Origin of the sequence: Pectobacterium polonicum (assembly GCF_005497185.1) — a bacterium.
GTDB lineage: Bacteria > Pseudomonadota > Gammaproteobacteria > Enterobacterales > Enterobacteriaceae > Pectobacterium > Pectobacterium polonicum.
In genome coordinates, this window is record NZ_RJTN01000002.1 from 271,473 (window position 1) to 291,355 (window position 19,883).

Annotated in this window: 21 protein-coding genes; 5 read left to right on the forward strand and 16 right to left on the reverse strand. The window is 54.1% G+C overall.

Translation table 11 applies throughout. The features are described from left to right. Nucleotides 1-76 precede the first annotated feature (76 nt). Both EDI29_RS03575 and EDI29_RS03580 read left to right on the forward strand, forming a co-directional pair. On the forward strand, nt 77-1,528 hold the full coding sequence (locus tag EDI29_RS03575) for a pectate lyase (RefSeq protein WP_137739751.1): 1,452 nt from the start codon (nt 77-79) through the stop codon (nt 1,526-1,528). A 1-nt stretch (nt 1,529) separates the two neighbouring features. Continuing rightward, on the forward strand, nt 1,530-1,853 hold the full coding sequence (locus tag EDI29_RS03580; RefSeq protein ID WP_137739752.1) for a DNA-binding protein: 324 nt from the start codon (nt 1,530-1,532) through the stop codon (nt 1,851-1,853). A gap of 67 nt (nt 1,854-1,920) precedes the next feature. Here EDI29_RS03580 and EDI29_RS03585 read toward each other — a convergent pair whose 3' ends face one another. The 12 genes from EDI29_RS03585 to EDI29_RS03640 all read right to left on the reverse strand — a co-directional run bounded on the left by EDI29_RS03585 (nt 1,921) and on the right by EDI29_RS03640 (nt 9,917). Next, nucleotides 1,921-2,313: a hypothetical protein gene (locus tag EDI29_RS03585; protein ID WP_137739753.1), complete on the reverse strand. Its 393-nt coding sequence runs from the start codon at nt 2,311-2,313 to the stop codon at nt 1,921-1,923. Nucleotides 2,314-2,601: 288 nt separating this feature from the next. Beyond that, nucleotides 2,602-3,699: a harpin HrpZ family protein gene (locus EDI29_RS03590; protein WP_137739754.1), complete on the reverse strand. Its 1,098-nt coding sequence runs from the start codon at nt 3,697-3,699 to the stop codon at nt 2,602-2,604. Between the two features lie 145 nt (nt 3,700-3,844). Next, nucleotides 3,845-4,192 (reverse strand): type III secretion protein, encoded by a 348-nt coding sequence (locus tag EDI29_RS03595; protein WP_137739755.1) that lies wholly within the window; start codon nt 4,190-4,192, stop codon nt 3,845-3,847. After that, entirely contained in the window at nt 4,185-4,376 is a 192-nt protein-coding gene (gene hrpT, locus EDI29_RS03600; RefSeq protein WP_137739756.1) for an HrpT family type III secretion system protein, read from the reverse strand. The genes EDI29_RS03595 and hrpT overlap by 8 nt, the downstream gene beginning before the upstream one ends. A gap of 27 nt (nt 4,377-4,403) precedes the next feature. Next, nucleotides 4,404-6,473, reverse strand: coding sequence for a type III secretion system outer membrane ring subunit SctC (gene sctC, locus EDI29_RS03605; protein WP_137739757.1), 2,070 nt, complete (start codon nt 6,471-6,473; stop codon nt 4,404-4,406). Next, nucleotides 6,466-6,900, reverse strand: a complete 435-nt coding sequence (locus tag EDI29_RS03610) for a type III secretion system chaperone (protein ID WP_137739758.1) — start codon at nt 6,898-6,900, stop codon at nt 6,466-6,468. The genes sctC and EDI29_RS03610 overlap by 8 nt, the downstream gene beginning before the upstream one ends. Further along, nucleotides 6,887-7,111: a type III secretion protein HrpF gene (locus tag EDI29_RS03615; RefSeq protein ID WP_137739759.1), complete on the reverse strand. Its 225-nt coding sequence runs from the start codon at nt 7,109-7,111 to the stop codon at nt 6,887-6,889. The genes EDI29_RS03610 and EDI29_RS03615 overlap by 14 nt, the downstream gene beginning before the upstream one ends. A 126-nt stretch (nt 7,112-7,237) precedes the next feature. Further along, the gene (sctL, locus tag EDI29_RS03620) at nt 7,238-7,837 is read right to left on the reverse strand and encodes a type III secretion system stator protein SctL (RefSeq protein ID WP_137739760.1); all 600 of its coding nucleotides are present in this window, start codon (nt 7,835-7,837) and stop codon (nt 7,238-7,240) included. A 37-nt stretch (nt 7,838-7,874) separates the two neighbouring features. Next, on the reverse strand, nt 7,875-8,507 hold the full coding sequence (locus EDI29_RS03625) for a type III secretion protein (protein WP_137739761.1): 633 nt from the start codon (nt 8,505-8,507) through the stop codon (nt 7,875-7,877). Continuing rightward, the gene (gene sctJ / locus EDI29_RS03630; RefSeq protein WP_137739762.1) at nt 8,504-9,271 is read right to left on the reverse strand and encodes a type III secretion system inner membrane ring lipoprotein SctJ; all 768 of its coding nucleotides are present in this window, start codon (nt 9,269-9,271) and stop codon (nt 8,504-8,506) included. Before sctJ ends, EDI29_RS03625 begins: the two co-directional genes overlap by 4 nt. Before the next feature lie 6 nt (nt 9,272-9,277). Next, nucleotides 9,278-9,643 carry an EscI/YscI/HrpB family type III secretion system inner rod protein gene (locus tag EDI29_RS03635; RefSeq protein ID WP_137739763.1) on the reverse strand — a complete coding sequence of 122 codons (366 nt, stop codon included), beginning with the start codon at nt 9,641-9,643 and terminating at the stop codon, nt 9,278-9,280. Nucleotides 9,644-9,710: 67 nt separating this feature from the next. Continuing rightward, entirely contained in the window at nt 9,711-9,917 is a 207-nt protein-coding gene (locus EDI29_RS03640; RefSeq protein WP_048259970.1) for a type III secretion system major pilin HrpA, read from the reverse strand. Nucleotides 9,918-10,295: 378 nt separating this feature from the next. Here EDI29_RS03640 and EDI29_RS03645 point away from each other — a divergent pair, with 378 nt between their 5' ends. Further along, entirely contained in the window at nt 10,296-11,876 is a 1,581-nt protein-coding gene (locus EDI29_RS03645) for an EAL domain-containing protein (protein ID WP_137739764.1), read from the forward strand. Nucleotides 11,877-11,930: 54 nt separating this feature from the next. Here EDI29_RS03645 and EDI29_RS03650 read toward each other — a convergent pair whose 3' ends face one another. The 4 genes from EDI29_RS03650 to EDI29_RS03665 form a co-directional block, all read right to left on the reverse strand. Continuing rightward, the gene (locus EDI29_RS03650; RefSeq protein WP_137739765.1) at nt 11,931-12,959 is read right to left on the reverse strand and encodes a sigma 54-interacting transcriptional regulator; all 1,029 of its coding nucleotides are present in this window, start codon (nt 12,957-12,959) and stop codon (nt 11,931-11,933) included. A gap of 368 nt (nt 12,960-13,327) precedes the next feature. Continuing rightward, nucleotides 13,328-13,969, reverse strand: a complete 642-nt coding sequence (locus EDI29_RS03655; protein ID WP_137739766.1) for a response regulator transcription factor — start codon at nt 13,967-13,969, stop codon at nt 13,328-13,330. Nucleotides 13,970-14,002: 33 nt separating this feature from the next. Further along, nucleotides 14,003-15,475 carry a PAS domain-containing sensor histidine kinase gene (locus tag EDI29_RS03660; RefSeq protein WP_137739767.1) on the reverse strand — a complete coding sequence of 491 codons (1,473 nt, stop codon included), beginning with the start codon at nt 15,473-15,475 and terminating at the stop codon, nt 14,003-14,005. 240 nt (nt 15,476-15,715) lie between these two features. Next, on the reverse strand, nt 15,716-16,261 hold the full coding sequence (locus EDI29_RS03665; protein WP_137739768.1) for an RNA polymerase sigma factor: 546 nt from the start codon (nt 16,259-16,261) through the stop codon (nt 15,716-15,718). Between the two features lie 327 nt (nt 16,262-16,588). Between EDI29_RS03665 and sctW the strand changes: the two genes are divergently transcribed. Continuing rightward, complete coding sequence (gene sctW, locus EDI29_RS03670; RefSeq protein WP_137739934.1) at nt 16,589-17,779, forward strand: type III secretion system gatekeeper subunit SctW; 1,191 nt, start codon at nt 16,589-16,591, stop codon at nt 17,777-17,779. Next, nucleotides 17,776-19,878, forward strand: a complete 2,103-nt coding sequence (gene sctV, locus EDI29_RS03675) for a type III secretion system export apparatus subunit SctV (RefSeq protein WP_137739769.1) — start codon at nt 17,776-17,778, stop codon at nt 19,876-19,878. Before sctW ends, sctV begins: the two co-directional genes overlap by 4 nt. Nucleotides 19,879-19,883: the final 5 nt, after the last annotated feature.

The window sequence follows — 19,883 nt, forward strand, 5'->3', positions numbered from 1 at the left end:
ACACCGCCCCTCACTTAATACGCAACAGACGTAAGCCTGTTAATAACCCATCACTATTCACTTTCAAGGAGATGTTATGGCTGATATGACGATTACGCTCAGCATACAACCCGGCGCCGGCCTGTCCCCAACAGGCTTAACTTCCCCACTTTCAGGCAGTAATGGGGGAATATCACCACGTTCCACGCAGCAAAATAACCAATTGATGGAGGCGTTGGGCACGTTACTTAGCGCTCTCTTGCCCACTGCACAGGGCAATACGCCATCATCAACTAATGGCGGCCCGCTGGGCCAGAGCGGTGCGGGCAACGGGGATAGCTCAGCATTAGGGCAAAACGGTAGCCCTGCCGATATGCTGATGAAACTGCTGGAAGCGCTGATCCCTGGCAAAAATGGGCAGGACGCGGGGAATCCGCTTTCTTCCGGTACACCGGGTGCAGTTGGCGGTAACAACGGTGGCTCGCCGCTCGCTGGTTCGTCCGGTACTGGCGGTGCTGGTGGCACACAAAACCCAGAAGATCTGAGCCGATCCCTACTACAGGATTCAGCGGGCAGCGCATTAGATAATGCGATCAATCCCACGGCGGACGGCGGTGGCCAACTGAGCGGCAACGATCTGTTAAAAGCACTGCTGGAATTGATCGGTAATTTGATGGATTCACAGAAAGGTCAATTTGGTCAACCGCAAGGTAGCGGATCGCCGTCAACGGGCGCGCCGCAGGCGTCATTTGGCGGTGGAGGCGGAGGTTCACCTGCCGCATCGTCTGGCGGTGGTTCACCGGCTGTACCTTCAGCACCATCTTCATCAGTCGGCGGTAGCGGCGGTGCAGCGCCAGCCCCACTAACGGCGTCGCCAACCGGCGTTGATGGCGGCTCGGCCGCATCACCCACAGCGTCAACAGCAGGTGCTGGCTCAGTATCTTTCCCAACCGCCAGCGGTGATGCCACTGTGGTAAATGACACCATCAAAGTCGGCCCCGGTGAGGTTTTTGACGGCGGCGGCAAAACCTTTACCGCTGGCAGCAAATTAGGTGACGGCGGCCAGGCTGAAGGCCAAAAACCGCTGTTTGAGCTGGCTCAAGGTGCAACGCTGAAAAACGTGGTGTTTGGTGATAATGCGGCGGACGGTGTACACGTTCGCGGTGATGCCAAAATTGATAACGTTCACTGGACCAACGTCGGTGAAGATGCGCTGACGGTGAAATCAAACAGCGGCAAACCTGCCAATGTAGAAATCACCAACAGCAGCGCTCAGGGCGCTTCCGATAAAATTTTCCAGTTGAACGCGGATGCCAACCTGACCATCGATAATTTCAAAGCGAAGGATTTCGGTACGTTCGTGCGCACTAACGGCGGACAACAGGGCAACTGGAATTTGAATCTGAGTAACATTGACGCTGAAAACGGCAAATTCTCGTTTGTGAAGAGCGACAGTGAAGGGTTGAACGTCAAAGGTAGCAATATCAACCTGACGAACGTCAATAATCACTACAAAGTACCTGACTCCGCCAACTTACAGGTGAATTAAGATGCCAAACACGATGACGTCGCCCACGCCGACTCGCTGGGTCGATATCGCCAGACAAGGCGGATACATCACACCAGCCCAACGTGAAGCATTCACCCAGGCTATTCGTCTGGTGAGAACACAGTTGAACACAGTGCTTAACCAATCAGGAACGCGGCGGCGGGGTGAGTTCGAGTTCGATGCCTTTGTGGATTCGCTGGAGCAGGATTTCCTGCATCAGGCCGATATCCATACGCAGAATGGGTTGCCTAGCGACGTAGCGCAGACCTCATTTTGGATCGCCCGCCTGATCGCCGATCGCTTTATCGCAGTACGTCAACTGTAATACTTGCGCCATACAATACTGGGGAAAAAGCCAGCCGGGGAAACCTGTGCTGGCTTTACTGCTGTTATTATAAAAAAGACGATAACCATTCTTGAAAATGTCTCTCTTGTTCTTCCGGGGACACCAGATCTGCCTCTTCATAGTCAAAAATAGAGACCAAATCACCGCGAACAGCGGGTCTTCCTATCTCAAATTCATAGCCTTTTATACCATAAGCCATTTGTCTCGCCATTCTGGAGGGATATACATTTCTCTTTGCTCCTTTGCATAAGAAAGTAACGTTTCTGAATTTCCGCCGAAGAGCACAGAAGCAAGAGAAAAAATCATCACTTTCAGCGGTATAGATAAAGTTGCCATCAATAGAAAATCTTATTGAGCACGCCGGATGCTGGCTAAGAGAAAATTCGGCATTGTCTCGCATCCCGTTTCTGATTATCAGAACTTTTACTGTCTTATCCATAGCTATTAACACCTGTATTTTTATTAGTATTGTGGGTAATGCGTTTCCTTACTTTTCTTAACATGACGTTCATTAACACTAAAGCCGTGGCGTTATTGATACCGTCAGTTGGGACACATGCGACATGTTATCACGACGCTCACATCGGGATTAAATGAGGATTATATTTCGGCACTAGACAGTGAACGCAGAAAAGGGGCAAACAGGTAGCAAGATCGGGGCGATATATAACAAGAGAGCAGAACTTCCGCTCTGCTCTCTTCAATTTTTCGTTTTCAGCGTTTCGTTTTAACTGGAGAGTTTTTGCAGCCCCATATTGACAATCCGATCGCCGATCATCGCGGCGTCAATACCTAACGACGCGCCGCCATTACCGCGCGCATTCAAGTTAGTGTTGCCGGTATCACCAGCTACTGCGCTTTTGATCATGCCGACCGCCTTCATGAATTTATCCATGCTGCCTTTGGTCATGCCGTCGTCATCTGGTTTGCTCAACGCCTTAGCCCAGGATTTGTCATCTTGCTTCGCCGTCTTCCAGTTGTCTTTCTGGTATTCCGGTTTGCCGAAGACTTCAGGATATTGATCCATAAACTGACCAATTTCTTTCGCCATTCCCCTGTCTTCTTTATCCACGAAATAACGCGTCGGACTGTCATTGTGCGTACTGATGTTGTTCAACTCCTGTAAGCCGGCTTTTTGCCCCACGCTCATCCCCAGCGTGCTACCCAGTTGATTGAACGCACCCGCACCGCTCAAGCCTTGCAGACCGTTGTTGCCCAATTGCAGCGGTGACGTTTGCCCTTTCGTCTGACTTAACCCGTTGCCCAAAATTGCGGACAAAGCATCATTAACGCCCTGCGTATACGCCGAGATCTCCGGTGATGCCGGCTGTTTATTGCCAAACAGGCCGCCCTGCTGCTGTGACATCCCGCCGCCCAGCAGATCCTCGAGCGCACTAAATAGCAAGCTGCCCATCATGGCGGTCGGATTCATGGCATTCATACCCGCCCCCAGTGCTCCTCCCAACCCACCGCCGAGCGCGCTACCCAATCCACTGCCAAGGCTGCTGCCGAGGCCACCGGCCAACCCGCCGCCAAGGCCTTGTCCCAGTAGACCGCCACCTAACCCACCCAGACTGCTACCCAGGCCACCTAGACCACCGCCAAGCGAGCTACCGAGACCGCCCCCTCCCATCATGCTGCCCATAAACATCAGAGTGGTCATGATGTCGGATAGCTGTTCTGCGATATTGCTACGCTGACCACCCAGTCCCGATTGTGATGGCGATGCGCCATGTTGTGAGGGCTGAGATGGAAATAAACCGCCGTTACCGCCCGCTTTAATTGTGATTTGCAACGACGTCCCGCCACCAAGAGAATTAAGCATAATGTTTCCTCAATAAATAAATGGAGTATGAAAGCGCCAATAGATGTGCGGTCAGCCCGCGTGATTGTGACACTCCCCCATTAAGTGATTTTTTGGCTGGCGTGGTTCCCATCACTCACGCGGAAACGCATGATTTATTCGGTTCTCAGCGCGGCGGAAGACCCGCTAGACGCCACAGTTCGTCTAACGCTATAGCGGGATCAACAAAGGGAAATAATGTGCGATGTAACCGCAGATTTTGTTGCTCATCCAGGCTCAAACCGCATGCCGACAACGCGTCAGCCTCCAGAAAGCGGCGTTGTAATATTTGCCGCAGCATACCGGGATAATGTCGTGCGGGAGCCAGCGTCAAGACAATCGCCGCCTGCCGCTCCGACACCGCCGTAAACCACAGCGTGACACCCGGCTGGACTCGCCAACAGGCCGTCGGCACGGTGTCCAGCGCCATGAGAAAGTCATGCTGATTGTCGACTACCTCCGCAGACTTATTCATCCACGCTTACCTTGCTGTAATCCGACGAGCCGCTGCGTAAATCAGGCTGCCACCAGATAATGAGCTGGCGCGTTTCCGGCTGCGGACGGCAGGTGACGGATGCGCAATGCGTCGCCTGCCGCGGCGTGTTACAGGCACTCAATAAGAATGCAATGAGCAACACTGACAGCGTTTTCTGGTTCATAAGTATTTCCTGTAGCGGGTGGGATTATTAGTTTGATATCAGCACGTTGCGTCGAGTTGATTGAGGCGCGGGTGCAGGCTGTAAAGCCAGGAAAACCTCGCTGGATTCCCCCGGTGCCAGCGTTGTTTTCGGCCACACGGCGACCGCCAGCGTGCGGCTACTGGCGCAGGCGGCTTCATCAAAACGCTGTGGCTGCGTTCCGCCATTACGCACCACGCCGACACTCAGGCGTACCTGCCCGTTGCCGTACCATTGGTAGCGCGAACTGTCATAGATCAGGCCCGACTGCGAGCGGCACACTTCGCCCAATCGCGCACCTTTGTCCTCGGCCTGAAATCCTGCGGGAAGCTGGCGGCTGGCAAGGTCGCGAAACGCCCCTTCAATCAGGCTATAGCGATCCGTTTTGCCGTTGCGCTGCGCCACACGGTTCATGGCACCGTTCAGTTGCTGGCGATTGGCGGAGGACACATAGCGGGTAGGATCGGTTTGATCGCCGACAAGATGCGGCGTAAGAATGAACAGGCGCTCACGGCGAGAGACTTCATGGCGCGTCGAGGTAAACAGTTTCCCCAGCAGCGGGATATCCCCAAGGATCGGAATGCGGCGATCGCGATCGCCACTTTCTTCAACGTGAAAACCGCCCAATACCAGCGCTCTGTTTTCACCAATCAGCGCCTGCGTGCTGACCGTTCCTCGCTTCACGCCAGAGGCTTCCCCTTCACGCCCCGTCTCAACCTGGCCGTCTTCGATATCAATAACCAGTTGAATACTTCGCTGCGCCCCTTCGCCGATCACACGTGGTGTCACTTGCAAACTGGTGCCCGCCGTCACGGGTTGAATGTCCGCAACACGTTCACCCGTCGCCGTGATGAACGCAGTCCGGCTGAAGTCGACAATCGCGGGCTGATTTTCCAGCGTTAACACAGACGGATTGGCGACGATGGAAGCGGTTCCTTCCCCCTCTAGCGCCTGAATATCGGCGAAAAAACGTTTGAAATCGCTGACAAACAGCGTGCTTCGCCCCATCATCATCGTACTGCCCGCACTCACGTTGCCAAGCTGCGCCTGCCAGTTCGCTTCCAGCCGCGACAGCGCGGTACGATCGACGTCCAGAATAATGGCATCAATGTTGACCAGATTTTGCGGTACGTCGATATGGTCGACGAGCTGCTGATACTCTGCCCGACGTTTTTCATCATCCCGAATCAACAGCGCGTTATTGCGTACATCAGCGGAAATTTTACCGCTTAGCGCCACACGCCCGCCCTCCCCAGCGCTGCGTTTCGGACTATTGCGGGTTGCCAGTTGGGTCATCAGCGAACGGGTGCTATCCCGCATCGCTTCCATCCCCGTATCCGGCTGAACCGGCACAGGACCGGATGCCCCTGCGGGTGCCGCTCGCTGGCCATCCATCAGCTCATTGAGGATCGTGGCAACGCCCGGAATGGTCACCTTCTGATCGCGGTATTGCAGCGACCGATCGGATACTGAGGCATAGCGCAGCGGAAAAATCATCACCTTACGCCGTTCGTCCTGCTTTTCCCGCTGTTGGCTAAAATTACGAATGAGATCGATATACGCCTGCGGCCCGGTAACCAGCACCACGCCTTCTTCAGGTAGCTCCCCCCAACCGAAGCGCGAGTCGAGTAGTCCGATGCCGCTGAGTGCCTGTTTGATATCGGGTGCAGCATCCGGGGAGATTTCCAGCCGCACCGACGCCTGTTCATCCTGCGGGCTGACATACAGCGCATTGTTATACACGAACCACTGAAAACGGTGCTCCAGCGCTAGCCTGTCGAGAAACAACGCGGGATTATCCGCGCGGATTTTTGCCGTCACCTCATTATCCGCAATATTGCCCAGCACCAAATCCACGCCGTGGCTATTGGCAAAATCCGTCAGAATCGCCGATAGCGGTGTTTGTTCGGCAGAATACGCATACGCTCCCTTATTCCAGTCGGCTGGCGTAGCGGCGTGCGCCAGCGACATCATCCCGTTCACGGGGATAATCCCGATCAGTACGACCGCCCAGCAAAACCAGCGATAGAACATCAGTAAAACGCGATACGATCCATTACGCATCAATCCCTTACGCATATCGTTCTCCTTGCAAAAAAGCCAGCGTGCTCAGATTAAGAGGGGCGGAAACGGGCGCTTTTGTGTGCGGCGTAAGCAGGCTCAGCCAGACGTCCCGTTGGTTAAGTAAGGTTTCCAGACTGCGGCACAGTTGGATGACGTCATCGGTATCCGGTCGCATCCATAGCCAAAACTGCTCATCCTGCGGTGAGAGCGAAAGTACGGCGGTCTCCTCCTGAAATTGCGCGTGGGCGGCGTCGGCCAACTGCAATGCGCGCACCAGCAACGACTCATCTGGCAATACAGGCAACGGAATGGCAGCGCTGCACGCGACTCCCGATGACTGTCGCACCACCGCCACCGTGCCGCCGTCAATCTCCAGCTTCAGCATTGCTGTCCCGCCGTTTAACCAACGTTCCAGCATCGCGGCCAACTCAGTTGAAGTCATTGATGATGGCCTTTGCCAAACCGTGTTTAACGCTCAACAGTTGCCCAACCGCCCAACTGGCATTGGAATAATCCATACTGGCTTCAAAAAAGGCGTAGCTATCCGCCTGGCTGGCACCGCCTTCAGCAACATTTAGCGCAATATCATCCAACTGTCGCTGCGAATCGACCAGATGCGCGTCAAGGCGACGCTGAATGGGGTTAAGGGACATAGCACACTCTCCTCATAAGGTATTTTCCTCACAAAACAGGTTTCGATCGTTACCCCAATATTTGGGTCATTGACCTGATAGTGAGTGGTTAACCCCAGCGTGCAGTTCCCACAGCAAACGAGGATTTCACCTGACGGCGGAAGGCTCAGGAGGAATGAGCTGCTGTGTTGCCTGCCGCCAGCTCAGTGACATCACACCATGTGCCGTAATCAGTTTCATCGCATCGCTATCCAACGCTTCATCGCTGGCAAGACGCCACGCCAGATGCGTATGGGCATCCAACCAGTGCTGCACATCGGCAAGCTGGGCGGGATGGCAGTACAGCGTTCCCTGGCTCTCACTCTGCTGCTGCCTCAACAACTGGCGCAGTAAGGCATGGTGGCGCGACGGTGCTGGTGTTTTATCCAGTAACTGTGCCAACGCATCGCGCAGCAGCTGTCCAGCTTGCGTAATCATGATTTTCTCCAGGTGCATTCGATCTTGCTGAACGCCTTGCAACAGCGCATTTGCCTGCTGCCAGAATTCCGCTTCAGCCTGTTCTACCGCCTGCTCGCAGAGCGTTCGCGCACGTTCGTGCGCCTGTGTCACGATCGTATCGGCCTGCACAGTGGCCGCTTCCCAGAGCGTCCGGCTGCGCTGATGCGCCACGACCCGCGCCGCTGGAATAATCACGGTTTCATTCCGACTTGCGCCGGGTAATGTCACAAACGTCTTCGTCGTCAGCATGCTTCGTCCTTAGCAACGTGAATAGATATGGGGAGGGTTATGCAGGTACAGAGGCTTTCCAGATAAGGGCATCGCACAGTACATTTAGCCTGGCGGCGGGTAATGACATCGGCGGCGCCCCGCGATGACCTTCCCCATCGCGTACCCAATCACGTGGAAAGAGCAGCCGCAAACGCGGCCAGCACGCGTCACCATAGCGAATACGCAGCAACAGCAACGCATCCTGATAGGCGGCGGCGAGGGAGACCGACGACGATGAAGCAGGAAATGTCACCTGTGCCGGTAGCCACAGACCGGGCCGCAGCGCCTTTGCCAGCCGCTCACACCATATACCCTCTACGTCAGAGCAATCCGGGTTACGTATGGGTTGGCAAACGCGTGTCATCAGGCGCAATACCGTTTCTCGCTGCGCCGTATCCAGCGCCCCGATTTGCATCAGTGAGGTAAGCGGTTTCGGCGGCAACACCAGCGGCAAAGAAAAGTAGCGATGAAGCAGCACGGTATTCACATGCAGCCAATTACGACGCGGTGGTACATCGGGTAACGTCACCTTATCACTCCACCAACTGGGATCAGCCTGTAACAGACAGTCCTCCACCCACCAGGTCAGCCACGCCAGCGGTGTGATGTCACCCGATTCGTGCCTCCCACTTCGCGCTTGTGTTGTCATTGTGACGACGGCACCTCCGCTTTTTTCTGCTGCCACTGTCGCAGGTAAGGCATGCCTACGCGCCAGCCTAATAGGCCGGCCAGCATCAGACCAAACAGCGCGGCGCTCCACTGCCAGCGCTTCATCTCATCCGGTGTGAGCGTGAAAGGTCCCAGCGTGACAACCGGAATAATGTCCTGATACGGCTCTGCCGGAACAAAGACGATAGCCAGTTCTTTATCATCCTTACCCGACAGACCGGGAATGCTGCTGGCAACCATACGACGAATACGCGGTTCCATCCCATCCGGTTCCAGCTCGGCGCGGTATTTGATAAATACGGCGGCCGATGCGGGCTGAACGGGCTCGCCGGGTGCGATACGTTCCGGCAACACCACATGCACCCGCGCCACCAGCACGCCATCAATCTGCGCCAGCGTCGCTTCCACCTCCTGCGACAAGGCGTAGATATAACGGGCACGCTCTTCCAGCGGCGTCGAGATCACACCGCTTTTCTGGAAAACCGCTCCCAGATTGGTGCGCGATTGTTTCGGTAACCCGGCTGCATTGAGAATATTGACAGCGCGCTCCATGTTTTTTGCATCAATCACCAGCGTCACACCGGTTTTGTCTACCCGTTTCTCCGCACCGATCTGATAGCGACCGAGCATCGAAATTGCTTCGTTGGCATCATTTTCCGACAGCCCGCGATTCAGCTCAATCGGCTCGCCGCAGCCAGCCACAAGCCCGATCAGCAGAAGAAGGATTCGCTTATCGATTTTCATAGGCCGCTACTGTAAGTTGGTGAGTTTTTCCAGACTTTGCACACTTTTCGCCACCAGCTTGGCGCTCAGCAGACTTTCCAGATAGAACGACGACAGCGTTCGGGTCGCATCCAGTACGTCCTTAGGATTATTGGAGCGCATCGACTGACTGATGTCGCGTTCAGCAGATTTGAAGACGCCGTTCAGCCCCTGCGATTTTTCCGCCAGCGCCCCCAACCACTGGCTGTTGCCGCGTTCTGCCGTCATCGGTGCCGATGACAGCGCGGCGCTAAACCAGGAAACGTCCTGATCATTGGCGGAAAAGGAGGTGCCGCTATCCGCCAGCGGCGCATCCCCCGACTGAGACAGCGCACTGGCATGGTTGATTTTCATGGTATGGATTCCATCGCAGACAGGATAAAATAAAGCCGGAGCAAAGCTCCGGCTCGTTGACTTACAATCAGAACTGGATGGCTTTCGCCGCTTTCTGCCCGGAGTTCATTGATTTGGAAGCAGAGTCCATCTGGCCATCCAGAATGGAGTTTTCGGTATCCAGCGCAATTTTCTGAGCCTGAGCGCCTGCGGCACGCGTCAGAGAACCGGCCATTGCCGTATCCAGAGTCTGAGATGCCGCCTGAGATGCCACCTGAGAAAGTCCTAAAGCCATGATATATCTCCAAATAGAATGAATGTTTATGGGAGTGAACTGTCATGCTGTACACACAGTCATCTTGTTCATTCATTAAGTAGAGATCGGGCTGGGTGAGTTCCCGCAAAAAAGCAATTCTTTCGGGAAATTGTGTTCAAGGGGAAGAACTAGCCTGCTTTTATCAATCTTTCTTACCGTTAGCTGTAGCGCGTTTTCCTTTAAAATAATAAAGACGGTGATGATTTCTGCTTAAAGGTCACTCGTTATTTATGATTTGCAGGAGCGTTACGCCATACCACTTATAAAAATAATGGCGGATAAACGCTATATCGTTGGCAAGGATGCGATATTTGAACCCATGCCGTACTCTTTCCGTCACGCTGCCGGATGATCGCTATGCTCGCCTTAACTACCAACACCGGATTATGGTTCAGACTTGTTTTTGTTTCGTTTGGCAGCGCATTGCTGGCTCTGTTTATTGGGCAAGGGGTTCTGGCCAGGCTAGAGCAAGCGCAGTTACTACGCTATAGCCAGGACGTGCTGAAGCAGGGAAACGCCGTCGCGAATGAAGGCAGGGAAACCATCAACCGCGTGCTAACGCTGAATAACGCGCCCTGTTCCAACGCCGATCTGAAAGAGTTACGCCTGCTCTCTTTTTATTCTGTCTATCTGCGCGATATCGGACGTATCAAGAACAACTACCTCATCTGTTCTGCGGGCTGGGGGATTCTCAACCCACCGATTTATCTGCTACCGCCGAACCTGACAACGCCCGACGGCGTGCAACTGTGGACCGCAATGAAAGACGTGGTTGATCCACGTATTACCGCAGATATGGCAAGCCTCAACGATGTAGTCACTGTCACCGCCGCCGCCGCATTTCGCCGTTTTATCCAACCGCCAGCCGAACACAGCGCCGCGCTAACAACCCGTAATTTAGGCCATATCTATCAAATGTTTGGCGACATCGACCTGTCGACGTTCAAACAGACACAGCAGGCGAATAATGCGTGGTTAACCATGGGGAAACGTCAGATATTTTCCTGTGAGTTGAACCGAGATATCTGCGTACTGGCTCAGTTAGATTCCTCGGGTATCCTGTATCGTCCCTGGTATATCATCGCCGCGTTGTTTTTTGTCGGGGCGCTCATCGGTGCCAGTTTTACCCTGTCCTATCAGCTCTACTACGATCGGCACCAGACCCTGCCATCGCAGTTAAAACGTGCGATCAAACATCAACGGTTTCAAGTTCATTATCAACCGCTCATCAGTCTGCCGCAGCGGGCTATTATTGGCGTAGAAGCGCTGGCACGATGGAAAAACGAACGCGGAGACAACGTATCACCGGAATATTTTATCAATATTGCGGAAGAGATGGGCTATCTCGCGGAGCTCACCCGAATCATTACGCGCCAGGCATTGCACGATATGCGGCCTTACCTCACGCGAGAAACGCCTTTCCTGCTCAGTATTAATTTGTCGGTAATCGATATTGTGTCGCCTGACTATCACCGCTTCTTGCAGCACATGTGCGACGAAATGGGGATAGACAGAGCACGTATTATGTTAGAACTGACTGAACGTTCGAGCACGTCTCATCAAACGCTGGCGACCGGTCTTCAGGCATTACAGCATGCGGGCTATAAAATCGCGCTTGATGATTTTGGTACGGGATATTCCAACCTCGATTATCTCAGTCACCTGCCATTCGATATGATTAAGATCGACAAGATTTTCGTCAGCGCCATCGGGACAGATTCGGTTAATGCCGCCATGGCAGACCTGCTCTTCACCCTGATCAAAAAACTGGATGTCTGCGTGATTATCGAAGGCGTCGAAACACGGGAACAGGCCGCCTATATCCTGGAACAGTGTCCTTCCGCCATTATACAAGGATGGTATTTCGGTAAAGCGGTCGCGTTGCACGATCTGCCAGATAGCCTCCACTATCAATGCCCGCCGATCGAAACCACGTAATCTCATTGGCCCACCGTCATCCTTCGCGGTGAGCCCGTTTTTAAACCGTCACTATCAGGCCATCATGTCTGACATAGGTTCCCCACCCCCTGCACACGCCTCTTGCGCCATCACATTCAACACTTTCAGGCGATGGTAGAGCGTACGTTTTGGAATACCCAACTCCACAATCACATCGTCAATACAGTGGTCATGACGGCGCAGCGCATCCTGAATCAGAAACTTTTCAATCCGCTTTAAACGGTCTTTCAGTTGCAAAGGACGGGGATGCAGCAGCGGCTGAACTTCCGCCAGGGGCGACAGCCCCAGAGCCCAGCGATCCGCTGCCGCTTTCAACTCGCGGATATTACCCGGCCAGCTATGGGTCAGCAGCTGTTCGTAAATTTCCGCCGTCATTGGCGGCAATGTCATCCTCAGGCGTACCGCCGCTTCCTGACTAAAACGCTGGAACAATGGCAGGATAAGATCGCTACGGGAACGCAGCGTCGGCAGTCGGATCTTTACCGTATCCAGACGGAAATAGAGATCGCGTCGAAAGCGCCCCTTTTCTACCAATTCCAGCAGCGGCGTTTGCGTCGCCACAATGACGCGCATATCCACGGGCGTAAACTGCGTACTCCCTAGCCGTTTGACGCCGCGACTTTCCAGCACGCGTAACATTTTGGCTTGCAATGTCATGGGCATACTGTCGATTTCATCCAGAAACAGAATGCCCTTATCCGCACTTTCCAGATACCCGGCACGGGAGCGGTTAGCGCCGGTATAGGCCCCGGATACCACGCCAAACAACTCGCTCTCAGCCAAATTTTCCGGCACGGCGGCACAGTTCACCGCCACCAGAGGGCCGCTGCATTGGGAAAGTCGATGAATCCGATTCGCCAGCGTATCTTTCCCTGTCCCCGTCTCGCCTTCCAGAACGATGTCGACATTCAGGGGAGCAATAACATTGACGATAGGCAGCAACGATGAGTGAATATCATCCGTTGCATGTGAAGTATATTCCGATGATGAGGGAGCATATTCTAATGCTGGCCTTGCTAATGATGAATAGTGCTGTCTGTCCTGACGGTAATGGTTATTCATTGACGACTCCTGAGCCCAAGCGGGCTAACTGACTGCCTTCCATAACATGAGGGTTACCACTGTGCACCCAAGGTACTTCTCAATGCGGCGCACACCGATTCATCACCGGTGGAACGACCACAAGCATTACCGTCATTGAATAATGAAACTATCAGGCATCGCTGAACATCCGGTAGGAATTACAGAGAAGTTTGTAGGGAAATACCTACAAAAAAGTCACTAAAATAAGTAAAAACAGCCCATTAATTTTTATAACAATAAGCAGAAAAGCGAAAAGGCGGCGTTAAGAATACGTAAACTTCAATAAAGGGACTCCACCATTGTTGAATCCCTTTTATCTATTCTCGTTTCACCACAGGTTCCCAATACTAGGGAATGAGCTTTTTGCTAAAGACATATTTCACGATCTCCACATTGGTGCCGAACTGCATTTTTTCCATCAGGCGGGCTTTATGGGTACTGACCGTTTTATTGCTGATGGCCAACTCATTGGCAATGATATTAATGCCCATGCCCTGCGCAAACATAATCATGATTTGATGCTCTCTCGCGGTCAGAACATCATGTTCGGCTCTGCCACCTTCCGTATAGTTGGAAAACACCAGTTGCTCAGCGATCGTGTGGTCGATATAGCGAGCCCCCTGCGCCACACGTCGGATCGCCGACAACAACGCTTCTGGATCTTTGTCTTTGGTAATGTAGCCTCTGGCACCGCTCTTCAGCGCATGCTGCGCAATTTGCGCCTCGCTGTACATGCTGAGAACCAGAATCGGTAAACGTGGATATTGTGCCACCACGCGCGCAATCAGTGCTTCACCGCTAATCCCCGGCATCGACATATCCAACAGCAGCACATCAATGGCTACGTTGCGTAACTGTGTCAGTACCTGTGCGCCATTTCCCGCTTCAGCCACCACACTCAGCGAGTCATCCAGCGCAAAAATCTGCTTAAGCCCTTCACGCATGATGACGTGATCGTCCGCGATCATGAGACGTATTTTTTTGCCCATCGCTCATTTCTTCCTTTTGTTGTTATTGTCTCGCTATCCGCGGATATAGCCATTTTTAGGAAATGCTAACTGTACCTGTGTGCCTGTGCCGGGGGCACTTTCAATGATGACTTCCCCTCCCAGCATACGGCCCCGCTCCTTCATACTCATCAGCCCGAAGGCGTTTTTATTTTTTGCGTTCGCATCAAACCCTTTGCCGTTGTCCTTAATCCGCAACACGATGCTGTCATCCCGGTTATCCAACGTAACGATCACCTGTGTCGCGGCGGCGTAACGTGCCACGTTGGTCAGCGATTCCTGCGCAACGCGAAATGCCGCCGTGCTACTTTCGTCATCAAGCGCCAATGTGTCCCCCAGCGTCCGTAGCAGACAGGTGGCGCTGTAGTGGCGATTAAATTCATCGCACAACCATTCCAGCGCGGGCGTAAGCCCCATGTTCAATACGTTTGGCCGGAGTCGGGTCGAGACATTACGCACCACCTGAATCGTTTGGTCAGCCAGTTGCATCAGCCTTTGTAAATGCCCCTGCATATCTGGATTATCCTTGGCAAAGCACATGCGTATCAGCGACAGGCTCATGCGAATCGTGGTCAGGTGTTGCCCTAGTTCATCGTGAATTTCCTGAGCGATATGCTTACGCTCTTCCTCGCGTGAAATCTCACGCTGACGTGCCAACAAGCGCAGTTGCATATGGGAATCGACCAGTTTCTTCTCCGCATAGCGAATAGCGGTAATGTCGCGTCCCACCGTTAAAATGGAAACCAGCGCACCATACTGATCGAACTCCGGCACGCAGCGAATATGATGAATGCTCTGATGACACTGATCGCCTTTGCCCAACTGTTCCATCACTTCACCTTCCGCACTACTGCGGGTATCGACAACCTGCTGCACCAGCTGTTCCATACGGATTGCGCACCCTGCTCCAGGCATCAACTCCGTAATCATCCGACCTCGAAGCTGCTCTATGGTAAATTCCAAATGTTTCAGGCTGGCGGGGTTGGCATATAGGCAATGCAGACCGGGATCGAAGCGAATAATCAAATCCGGTGAATTTTCTACCAGCGCCCGAAACTCCTGATCGCGCGCGTAGGCCAGTTGTTCAATGTGTTTACGTTCCCTGATATCTCTGACTACACACATGCTGTAGCTACGTCCTTTATGTTGGAAATGCGTTAGATTGACCTCAACCGGAATAGTCATGCCGTAACGGGTGAGGTGCCGGGTTTCAAAGGTGGTTCCCACGCCAGAGTCATACGCCTGCAACCAGTCGGGCGAGCGGTGCTCAGCGGCCCAGTGCGGATCGATATCGGCAATGCTCAGTTGCATAAATTCCGCAATGCTATAGCCCAGCGTCTGACTTGCGGCCTCATTGACATAACAAAAGCACTGAGCTTCATTGACGATATAAATGGCGTCCTTAATACGGCTGAATGCAAAATCCACCAGTTCCAGCTCGGGGGCTTTAGCGTGATCATCGGAACGAAAAGGTTGGGTAAATATCATTGCCATCTCCTTATTTGAATTAAGACCGTCGCGCAGGCACCCGCCGTGCAGGTGCCTCGATACGGCGTCTCAACATGCCAGAAGATGGACAGGAAACCCTGCAACGGCTAAATGCGACCTGATATCACTGCGTGTAACCTATGTTTTGAGCGGTAACCGCCACCTTGAATCAGGCGGTCACCCCAGCAGTCAGTGAAAAACAGCGGGTGCAGGCGCCTCCTTCCGTCCCGTGGAATCGCGTCAGGATTCCACGGCCTGACGGATCACACCTCGGGCGCGAGACAGCCGTGACCGCACCGTGCCAATCGGAATCCCCATCTGCAACGCAAGATCCTGATAACTGGCATCGGTATCCAGCAGTTGCGTCAACATCTGACGGGTGTCCTCAGGCAGTGTGACGATGGCGTCCATCGCGCGTTTCAGTGCCCGCTGGCTTTCGGTAATGGTGCCGGGATCGAGCTCTATCGCGATATGTTCCAGCATCTCATCGCCCATTTCCTGAGCGCGCTGTCGTGCCTGCTTGAAATAGTTGCGCACCAGATTGAGGGCAATACCGAACACCCACGTCTCCGGCCGCGATGCTCCCGCAAATTTATCCTGATGTTTGAGCACTTCCAGATAGGTCATTTGCTGTAAATCCTCCACGTCATCATGGTTGCTGACGCGCTTGCGGATAAAGTTATGCAATTTCTTTCCGTGTTGACGAAACACCAGTTCCCAATCGACAGCGAGTGCCGGGTAAAGCGAAGGGGTCTGTTCGATGTGTTTCAGGGTAGACATTTCCATTTGCTGACTCTCCGTTGTTATGCCCTATTGGCAAAAACGGAAGAGCAAGCCTTGTGCCAGCCCGGAATGTTTTTTATCACACTGATTTTTAATCAGTTATTTTTTATTTTTCTTTTTACCACGCCACTTATTGCCAACGCCAGCGGCGTGAAATTGCAAGTTATTGCAATCAGTAAAACGGCATTTCATTCAATCCGCCATCAAATTCAGCCTGCTCCGATGACTTCACGCCGGGGAACCCATCCTTCTCTGCATCCACACAGCAATACATTCATTTCACTGCACGTTCACACCACGACACGTAGCCGACTTATTCAGGATGACACCATGATCAAAATACCGACCGTCCTTCCCTCTAGCAGCGCTCTACCGCAACCGGTCGTCGTGGATGACGATCCCATGCCACAGACGGCGGTGCAGCAGGCAAGCCCACTGCACTCCTCGCCCGGTTCTCCACTGTCTACGTCGATGGAGGAAGTCGCCATGGCGTTTGGTGAGCAGGCCGAGCGGAGAAGTAAGTCGTTAAATCGGCGACAGATTGCCCAGCAGCCGGATGCTCGCGTCACCGCAAATGTCGAACGGATTGAGAAACTGACGGAACTGTTCCGTATGTTGGAAAATCCGTCACAGAGTACCCTCGACCAGCAGTTGAGCCGCCTGCGCGATCTGTTGACACGACAAGGTTCACCGTCTCTTGAAGCCGTGCTGGAGGCCGCAGGCAACGACCCGGCGCGCGGCGATATTCTGCTGCGCCACATCCAGCAGCAGTCAGCGCAGCAGCCTGAACTGGCAACGGCGGCTGACAATGCGCTACAGCAGTTGCATCAGGCAAAAGGGCCGGAAGTCCGGGCTGGTCTGAATACGGCAACGGCCATTGCGCTGTTCAGCACCCAGCCGGAACAAAAACAGGCGATGCGCGAGCTGTACTATCAGAAAATCGTGCATCAGCAGTCAGCCAGTGCGCTGCTGGATTCCCTGCTGGAACGCTTTGATGCCACGACGTTTTCCATAGGGCTGCGCACGTTGCAGCGGGCGCTCGCGGCAGATATTGCCTCGTTGACGCCCTCTATTTCGAAAGCCGTTCTCAGCAAAATGCTGAGCAACCTCAACGACTCCCGTCACCTGAGCCACACGCTGTCATCCAGCCAGACGCTACTCACGCGGTTGGCAAACAAAGTGCCCGCTTTTACGCTCGGAGCCGTGGAATTAACTCGCCGTTTGATTGGCCTAAGCGCCAACGGTGCCTATGCACGCGATTTACATAATCTCGGCCGCGAAGTCGCGGGTACGCAGGTGCAGCATCAGGCGATGTTTTTCAGCGCCCTGCTGCCGCTCGTCAGCGACCTGCCCCATCCACTGTGGCGAGACAGCAAAAACCGACAAACGGCACTCCAGCTGATACGCGGCATGATTGGCGATATCGCCCAATACGAAAAACAGCAGGCGCAAAATGTGCAACGTGACGTCTCCCCCCGCCAAAAGCAGGACGCACGCGAATCGGATAAGGGGCAGCCATGAATCTGTTGATTATCTGGCTAAATCGCATTGCACTAAGCGCGATGCAACGCTCGGAAGTCGTGGGTGCGGTTATCGTGATGTCTATCGTCTTCATGATGATCATTCCGCTGCCCACCGGGCTGATCGATGTACTGATCGCCCTCAACATCTGTGCCTCTTCCCTGCTGATCGTGCTGGCGATGTACCTGCCCAAACCGCTGGCCTTCTCAACATTTCCAGCCGTACTGCTGCTGACCACCATGTTCCGGCTGGCGATCTCCATTTCCACCACGCGTCAGATCCTGCTCCAGCAGGACGGAGGCCATATCGTGGAAGCCTTCGGTAACTACGTCGTCGGCGGGAATCTGGCAGTCGGGCTGGTGATTTTCCTGATTCTGACGGTGGTGAATTTTCTGGTGATCACCAAAGGCTCCGAGCGTGTGGCCGAAGTGGCGGCACGTTTCACGCTGGATGCGATGCCCGGAAAACAGATGTCCATCGACAGCGATCTGCGTGCCGGGCTTATTGAAGCCCATCAGGCACGACAGCGGCGGGAAAATTTGGCGAAAGAAAGTCAGCTATTCGGGGCCATGGACGGCGCGATGAAGTTCGTTAAAGGCGATGCGATTGCATCGCTGGTGATCGTGTTCATCAACATGATCGGCGGCTTCGCCATCGGCGTGCTGCAACACAACATGGCGGCATCCGATGCGATGCACGTCTATTCGGTATTGACCATCGGCGATGGGCTGATCGCCCAGATCCCCGCGCTGCTGATTTCACTGACCGCCGGGATGATCATCACCCGCGTCTCGGCCGACGGGCAAAAAGTGGATGCCAATATTGGTCGGGAAATTGCGGAACAGCTCACCAGCCAGCCCAAAGCGTGGATCATCTCCTCCATCGGCATGTTTGGCTTTGCACTGCTGCCGGGAATGCCAACGCTGGTATTTGTCGCCATCAGCGTGTCCTCGCTCGGCAGCGGTCTGTTTCAGCTCTGGCGCATCAAACAGCAAGGCCAGTTAGATGCCAGCCAGTTGGAAGCGGATAACATACCTGCCGAACAGAACGGCTATCAGGATCTACGACGCTTTAACCCCACGCGTGCCTATTTGCTGCTGTTTCATCCCATCTGGCAAGGACAGCCGACGGCGACGGCGCTGGTGCAGAATATCCGCCGCCTGCGTAACAAACTGGTTTACCGCTTCGGGTTTACGCTGCCGTCTTTTGATATCGAATTCAGCGATCGGCTAGCGGAAGATGAATTTCAGTTTTGCGTCTATGAGATTCCCTACGTTAAAGCCACGTTTGTCACCGACCAACTGGCTGTGGCCCATAGCGCCATCGCGCTCGCTGATGCGACGACCGCCATATCGGGTCACACGCTGCGCGATGAAAGCCAATGGCTCTGGCTGCCGTTGGCGCATGTCGCGCAGCAGCCCGACGACGTGCCGCGCTGGACGGCGGATGAGCTGATTCTGGCGCGCATGGAACAGGCCATTCACCGCACGGGTTCACAGTTTATCGGCTTGCAGGAAACCAAATCCATTCTGGCCTGGCTGGAGAGCGAGCAGCCAGAATTGGCGCAGGAGCTTCAGCGCATCATGCCGCTTTCGCGTTTTGCCAGCGTGCTACAGCGGCTGGCCTCCGAACGCGTACCGCTGCGCTCAGTGCGCCCTATCGCCGAAGCGCTGATTGAAGTGGGCCAGCACGAGCGGGATACGCTGGCGCTGACCGACTACGTGCGTCTGGCGCTCAAATCACAAATCTGCCACCAGTACAGCGATGAAAACAGCCTCGCCGTCTGGCTGCTGACGCCAGAAAGCGAAGAGTTACTGCGCGATGCACTGCGCCAAACGCAGAACGAAACCTTCTTCGCCCTGACGCAGGACTATGCCTCCACGCTGCTCGGTCAGCTACGACAGGCGTTTCCACCGTTCTCGTCACAAAGCAGTCTGGTGCTGGTAGCACAGGATTTACGCAGCCCGCTGCGCACGTTGTTGCAGGACGAATTTCACCACGTCCCCGTGCTGTCCTTCACCGAGCTGGAATCTACCCTGTCGATCAACGTCATCGGACGCCTTGATCTGTATGACTCCCCTGACCCCTTTAGCGCATAGGAAGA